Raw genomic sequence first — 7,447 nt, forward strand, 5'->3', positions numbered from 1 at the left:
GAGAAAAAAGCCACCCAGGTGCTCAAAGAGTATGTTGACATTTATGGAAAGGATTCATTTTTCCTCGAGATCCAGGCAAACGGCCTTCCCGAACAAAACAGGATGAACAAGCTGCTCGCCAAGCTCTCGAATAAAAACGGCGTGCCGCTGGTTGCGACCAACGACTGTCACTATCTGAAAAAGGAGGATTACGGGATCCATGACATCCTTTTATGCCTCCAGACGGGCAAGAAAATAGACGACGAAAACAGGATGAGATTTGAAACAGACCAGTTTTACTTAAAACCCCCTGAACTGATGTACAAAGAGTTCGAGAACTACGGCGAATCCCTCAAGAACACGATGTACATTTTCGAGCGATGCAATGTGACCATCGACCTTGGAACCTACAAAATCCCCCGCTTCCTATCCCCGGAGGGTATTGCAAGCCACGATTACATGAAGACACTTGCCATCAACGGCATGGAGGAGCGGTTCTTGGAAATGAAATCGCGCAACGAAAAAATCGACGACCATGACCGGTTGCACTACAGAAAGCGGCTGGATTACGAGATAGAGGTCATTAAAAATACCGGCTTTGCTGACTATTTTTTGATTGTCTGGGACTTTATAAACTTTTCCAAGAAAAAGGGTATTCCCGTTGGACCGGGAAGGGGGAGCGCCGCGGGATCACTGGTATCCTATTGCCTGAGGATTACCGACATCGATCCGATTCAATATGATCTGCTCTTCGAGAGGTTTTTAAACCCCGACCGCATAAGCATGCCCGATATAGACTGCGACTTCTGTATGCTCGGAAGAGATGAGGTGATCAGATATGTCGAGGATAAATACGGAAAGGAGAACGTTGCACAGATCATCACTTTCGGGACCATGCAGGCAAAAGCCGCCATCCGAGATGTGGCAAGAGTTCTCGACATTCCCTACGCTGAGGCAGACAGGATGGCAAAACTCGTCCCTGCAGGAATGAAACTTGCCCCCGCGATAAGGACCGACCCCAGGTTAAAGGATCTGCTCGATAGTGACCCTCAGGCGAAAAAGGTTGCCGATATATCGATTGCCATCGAGGGGACCTCGAGGCACGCATCGACGCATGCCGCGGGGGTCGTCATTTCCAGCGGCCGGATTACCGAGCATGTCCCCCTCTACAGAAACTCCAACGGGGATATCACCACGCAGTTTCCGATGAAGGATATCGATAAGATCGGACTGATAAAATTCGACTTTCTCGGCCTGCGGACGCTGACGATAATGAAGCACGCCCTCGACCTCATCAGACAGAACCACGGGGTCGAACTGAAGCTGGAACGGATCAAGCTCGATGACGTGGAGGTCTACAAAACGCTCCAACAGGGAGACACGAAAGGGGTATTCCAGTGCGAGAGCACCGGCTTCACCGATCTCATCACAAAAATCAGACCCACGAAATTAACAGAGCTCATCGATGCAATTGCCCTGTACCGGCCGGGGCCTCTTCAGAGCGGAATGGTCGATGATTACGTTGAGAGGAAACATGGGCGAAGGCAGGTAGATTATATCTTCCCGGAGCTGAAGGAGATCCTGAAGGACACACACGGAGTGATCGTCTACCAGGAACAGGTGATGAAAATTGCCCAGGTGCTCGCCGGGTATTCGATGGGCGAAGCCGACTCGCTCAGAAAGGCGATCGGGAAAAAAGACCAGATAAAAATGGCCGAGCATGAGATCAAATTCATCGATGGATGTGTGAAAAAGGGAATAGAGAGGGAAAAAGCAGGGATCTTCTGGAGCAGCATAAAAGGGTTCGGGGAATACGGTTTCAACAAATCCCACAGCGCGGCCTACGCTTTCATCGCCTACTATACGGCGTATTTGAAGACCCATTACCCCGTGGAGTACTTCTGCTCCATTCTCACCTACGAAGCACAGGATACAGCCAAGGTAATACAGTACATCAACTATTGCAAAGACAGGGGAATCGAGGTCCTGCCCCCCGACGTGAACGAAAGCGAGGAGCAGTTCATCATCAGTGACGGCAAGATACGCTTCGGGCTATCTGCAATCAAGAACGTGGGCTCCTCGGCAATCGAAGGCATCGTCGAAGCGCGAAAAGAGAGTCCATTTGCCAATTTGTTGGACTTTTCCAGGAGGGTTGACCACAGGAAGGTGAACAAGAGGACGATAGAGAGCCTGATAAAAGCGGGGGCCTTCGACACGATAGAGCCATCGAGAGGGAAGGCGTTCACGATATTCCCGGGATTGATGGAGAAGGTCCAGCTCATGAAAAAGAAAGAGGCAGACCCCCAGATGGGTCTTTTCGGGGAAAAAGCCCCAGCGGATATCATACGTCTCGAGATCGATCTGGAAGGGGTGCGCGACTGGTCGGAGAAGGAGAAGATGCTCTACGAGAAAGAGAGCCTCGGTTTCTACATAACGGGACATCCCCTCGACCAGCACGATGCCCTTTTATCCGAGGTGAGCGTTGAAACCACATCCTCTCTCCAGCACAGGTATCAGGGAGACAGGGTTACGGTTGCAGGTGTGGTAAACAACCTCCGGGAGAAGAGAACGAGGCGCAACGAGGTAATGGCAATAGTCTTTTTCGAGGACAGGGAGGGAATCGTCGAGGTAATCGTCTTCCCGAACCTCTACGGAGTATCGGATCACATAATCAAATCAGCCGACCCCTTCTTCGTTTCCGGGAGAGTGGAGAGAGACGACAAAAGTGTTAAAATAATTGCAGAGGACATTGTTCAGATCAACGAAGGGAAAGAACGGCTCTCCCGGGAGGTACACATAACGCTCGATTCCAGCAGGGTTAAAAGTGAAGATGTGGCTGAGATCAGCAAGCTTTTCATGAAACACAGGGGCGATAAAAAATCTCGAATCAACTACATCCTCGATGAAACACTGCTTGTCGTCATCGATCTGTCCGAAGATTATTCGCTGGCCCCTTCGCCGACATTCGCAAAGGATTTGAAAAATAAACTGGGGTACGATGCTTTTGACCTTCACTGACCGCCCAATTGTCTCCGGAAATGGAGGAAAGGAAAAGGCTATCCTCGTCGGTGTATTCCTCAAGGGCAGGAAAAATAGACAGAGCAGCCCTTACCGGCCCGTAATAGCCCAGGATTTCATGGACGAGCTGCATGCCCTTGCAAGAAGCGCCAATGCAGAGGTTCCCCACTCCGTGATAACTTCGGCAAGCCACTTCAATCCTTCCATGCTGATCGGCACCGGGAAAGCGGATGAGATCCACAGGCTGATTCACCACCACGACGCGGATCTCGTCATTTTCAATAATCTCCTGCGGCCTGTGCAGCAAAAAAACCTCGAGGAGTTTCTCGGCGTGAAGGTAATCGACAGGAAAGAGCTCATTCTCGACATCTTTGCCCAGAGGGCAAAGAGTTCGGAAGGTAAATTGCAGGTGGAGCTCGCCCAGCTTCAATACCGTTTGACCAGGATCATCGGGAAGGGCAGGGAGCTGTCACGAACGGGAGGGGGAATAGGAACCAGGGGGCCGGGAGAGAAGAAGCTCGAGATAGACAGGAGGAGAATTCGGGAGAGGATAAGCCAGATCAAAAGGGATCTTGTCAAGGTTCGAAAGACGAGAACTCTTCATTACGAAAGGAGAAAGAAGGGGAATGCCTTTGTCGTTTCCCTGGTTGGATACACCAACGCCGGCAAATCCACCCTATTTAATTTCCTGACCGGTGCCTCCGCGATCTCCAAGAATCAGATGTTTTCGACCCTCGATCCGACAACGAGGAGAATAAACATCCCGTCAAATGGAAAAAGATGCCTCATCGTAGACACGGTCGGATTCATAAGGGATCTTCCCCCCGAGCTCATCGATGCTTTCAAGGCGACACTCGAGGGCATCAACGAGTCCGACCTGATCATACACGTCATCGATTTTTCATCGCCCTTCAGTGAGGAAAACGAGGAGGTCGTCGAGGAGATCCTCTCCGATATCGGCGTAAGGGATAAACCGATGATAACCGTGTATAACAAAACAGACCTCACGAAAGGACAATATTCTATTGAGCCCGGCAGCGGGAAATTGTATATTTCTGCGAAGACGGGGAATGGGACAGATGTATTAATACGGGAGATCTTAAAGCGCGTATGCCAGTTCGAAGATACAGGGAAAAGTTCGACACAGAGCGAATTCTCAACCTCGCAAATATCATCACGGCAGCGAGAATAATACTCATCCCCTTTTTCGTCCAGTTTATCATTCAGGACAGGTACACATATGCCTTGTACGTCTTCGTCATCTGCGGATTGAGCGATGCCGTCGACGGTTTCATCGCGCGGGTATTCCAGGTAAAGAGCAGGTTTGGCATGCTCCTTGACCCCATAGCCGACAAGGCCCTCATGGCCACATCGTTCATCATTCTCGGGATATATCAAAAAATTCCCCTCCTGCTCGTCATCATCACAATCAGCAGGGACATCATCATACTCCTGGGCTCGCTGCTGATCATCATATTTATCGGCATGGAGGAGATATCCACCGTCCCCCTCGGAAAAGCCAACACCGTCTTCCAGCTCACCACGATCGCATATATCCTCTTCCTCCTCTCCTATCCTGATTTTATACGTGGCCTCGGTCTCGAAAAAAATGCCGTTATAGTCAAAACCGCTCTATTTTACGTGACGGGTGGGACGACCCTTCTGTCGGGAATCCACTACTTTGTAAACGGTTTTAAAAAGCTGACAAGGATTTAAACGTGGTCAGAGTGGACGGTGTAACACGGGACAGCGTCGCAGACAGGCACGGCGTTGTGCGGGGCGACCGAATCGTTCACGTGAACGGGAAAAGTGTCGAAGACCTCATCGACCTTCACTTCCTCACCGCACAGGCAAGGTGCCGTATCGGCGTAAGGAACAAAAGGGGCGAGGAGTTCACCTTCCCATACCGTGAGAAAGAGGGCCCCCTCGGCATTATCCCCGAGCCGATAAAAGTCAAACGGTGCAGGAACAAGTGCGTTTTCTGCTTCGTACACCAGCTGCCCCGGGGGATGCGAAGGACTCTGTACGTAAAGGACGAGGATTACCGCCTCTCGTTTCTCTCGGGAAACTTCGTTACCCTCTCCGATGTGACCGATGAGGAGCTCGCCAAGATCATCAGATACCGTCTGTCACCGATTTACGTTTCCATCCACACAACGGACAACGACCTCCGTCGAAGGATGCTCGGCAATCCGCGTGCCAGAGACATAAAGACAACCCTTCACGAATTGACCCACAACGGCATCTCCGTCCACGGCCAGATAGTCATCTGCCCGGGAATCAACGATGGAAAGGTCCTGACGCAGACCGTCTCGGATCTTTCCCGCCTTTATCCCGGACTGGAGAGCGTAGCGCTGGTGCCGGTCGGAATAACCGCCCACAGGGAAGGCCTGCCGCCCATTGAAAGTATCACCGTAGAAAAGGCAAAGGATATCGTTACGTATGTTGAGTCTTTCGCACGAAAATTCAGGAAAGAGAGTGGAGAGGATTTCCTCTACGCTTCCGATGAGTTTTATATCCTGGCACAGAGAGGTCTCCCTTCCGAGAAGCGGTATGGAGAATTCCATCAGATAGAAAACGGCGTGGGGCTGGTGAGAAAATTCATGAAGTCTGCAAACAGGTTTTCCAAAATGGCGGCAAAACCCATGGGAGATCTTGCCGGAATTGTGGTGACTGGCGCGTTGTCCTCGGGGCTCATCGATCGCTTCATCTCTGAATTCAACCAAAAAACAGGAGCATCGGTGAGGGTAATACCGGTTGAGAACGCTCTTTTCGGGAATACCGTTACCGTCACGGGCCTGCTTACGGGTGAAGACATAGTGAGGGCGGTCAAAGGCGGAAAGGGGGAAATTCTCTTCATACCTTCGGTCCTCTTGAGGGAAACGGGGGATAGATTCCTCGATGATCTCACGCCGGAAAAACTGGGAGGTGTCACGGGAAAAAGGGTGGTCGTATTTGAACCCGATCCTGTCGAATTTTACCGAAAATGCCTGGAAATAATGTATAATTGATGGTAATTGAGAAAATAACGTATTGACACAAAAAAGCACCTTTGGTAATAATTTAATGCTAAATCAAACGTGTGGGCGATTAGCTCAGATGGTTAGAGTGCCTGCTTGACATGCAGGAGGTCACTGGTTCAAATCCAGTATCGCCCACCATAAGTATAGATATTCATTCGACTAACCCGGTTTATCCGGGTTTTTAAACTTTATGAGGGAGATTGGGCGTTGCCATATGTTACCGTTGAGGGGCAGCAGGATCGGTTCACCCCGGGTATGACATACGAAGACCTACTCGTCAACAATTCATCCGTAAATGCCGGTAGAGTGGTAGCCGTAAAGGTCAACGGCATGGAGAGCGACCTGAGCAGGACGATTGAGGAGGGCTCGGAGATATCGTGGATCATGGTTGACGAAGATGAGGGCGTGGACATCCTCCGGCACAGCGCCGCCCACGTTATGGCGTGTGCCGTGAAAAGACTTTTCCCCGAGGCGATGGTAACGATCGGGCCATCTATAGAAAACGGATTTTACTACGATTTTGACGTCCGGGAGCCCTTTACGCCCGATGACCTGAAAAAGATCGAAAAGGAGATGAAAAAGATCGTAGCCGGGAACCTTCCCTTTGAAAAAATGGTCATGGGTAGGGAAGAGGCGATCGATTATTTCGAAAAAATTGGCGAGCACTACAAGGTCGAACTCTTGAGGGAAATAGCGGATGAAAAGGTGTCCCTCTACAAACTCGGCGAGTTCGTCGACCTCTGCAGGGGCCCCCACGTGAAGTCGAGCAGGCGGGTAAATTTCTTCAGCCTCCTCAAGATAGCGGGTGCGTACTGGAGGGGCGATGAAAACAACAAGATGCTTTCCAGGATCTACGGCACTGCCTTCCCCGACAAAGAGGGCTTGGAGCAATATATCAACTTTCTCGAGGAGGTAAAGAAGCGGGACCACCGTCGCCTCGGAAGAGAACTCGACCTGTTCTCCGTTAGCGACGATATCGGCCCCGGTTTGATCCTCTGGCATCCAAAGGGTGCCCTGATGAGGAAGATCATCGAGGACTTCTGGAAGGAGGAGCACCTGGCGAAAGATTACGAGATCGTCTACACCCCTCACGTTGCGAAGCTCGACCTGTGGAGGGTTTCCGGGCATCTGGACTATTACCGGGAGGATATGTATTCCCCCATGGAAGTGGAAGGAGTTCATTACCAGATAAAACCGATGAACTGCCCCTTCCACACCAGCATCTACAAATCGAAGCTCAGAAGTTACCGTGAGCTTCCCATCCGCTACGCCGAGCTCGGGACTGTCTACCGCTTCGAGCGATCCGGTGTTCTCCACGGGCTCATGCGCGTTCGAGGCTTCACCCAGGACGATGCCCATATATTTTTAACCCCCGAACAGCTCGAGGGCGAGATTTTTGCGCTCCTCGACATGACGATAGAAATTCT

General features: G+C 50.9%; 4 protein-coding genes, 1 tRNA gene and 1 pseudogene (1 of these 6 cut by a window edge). All 6 read left to right on the forward strand.

From position 1 onward, the window contains the following. On the forward strand, nucleotides 1-2,997 hold a 2,997-nt coding region (gene dnaE / locus GTN70_04365), incomplete at its 5' end, for a DNA polymerase III subunit alpha (protein NIO16222.1). After that, the gene (gene hflX / locus GTN70_04370; GenBank protein NIO16223.1) at nucleotides 2,978-4,189 is read left to right on the forward strand and encodes a GTPase HflX; all 1,212 of its coding nucleotides are present in this window, start codon (nucleotides 2,978-2,980) and stop codon (nucleotides 4,187-4,189) included. The genes dnaE and hflX, both read left to right, overlap by 20 nt. Continuing rightward, nucleotides 4,108-4,713, forward strand: coding sequence for a CDP-diacylglycerol--glycerol-3-phosphate 3-phosphatidyltransferase (locus GTN70_04375; protein NIO16224.1), 606 nt, complete (start codon nucleotides 4,108-4,110; stop codon nucleotides 4,711-4,713). Before hflX ends, GTN70_04375 begins: the two co-directional genes overlap by 82 nt. A gap of 2 nt (nucleotides 4,714-4,715) precedes the next feature. Further along, nucleotides 4,716-6,008, forward strand: a complete 1,293-nt coding sequence (locus GTN70_04380; protein NIO16225.1) for a DUF512 domain-containing protein — start codon at nucleotides 4,716-4,718, stop codon at nucleotides 6,006-6,008. A 73-nt stretch (nucleotides 6,009-6,081) separates the two neighbouring features. Then, nucleotides 6,082-6,158, forward strand: a tRNA-Val gene (locus GTN70_04385). A 117-nt stretch (nucleotides 6,159-6,275) separates the two neighbouring features. Next, nucleotides 6,276-7,447 (forward strand): annotated as a pseudogene (gene thrS / locus GTN70_04390) (threonine--tRNA ligase) (it continues 643 nt past the right edge of the window).

The sequence above is a fragment of the Deltaproteobacteria bacterium genome, assembly GCA_011773515.1.
Lineage (GTDB): Bacteria > Desulfobacterota > Deferrimicrobia > J040 > J040 > WVXK01.

Excerpts from the sequence above, each read along its gene's own strand:
- hflX (NIO16223.1), top strand. The coding sequence starts at position 2,978 with ATGCTTTTGACCTTCACTGACCGCCCAATTGTCTCCGGAAATGGAGGA.
- GTN70_04375 (NIO16224.1), top strand. The coding sequence starts at position 4,108 with ATGCCAGTTCGAAGATACAGGGAAAAGTTCGACACAGAGCGAATTCTC.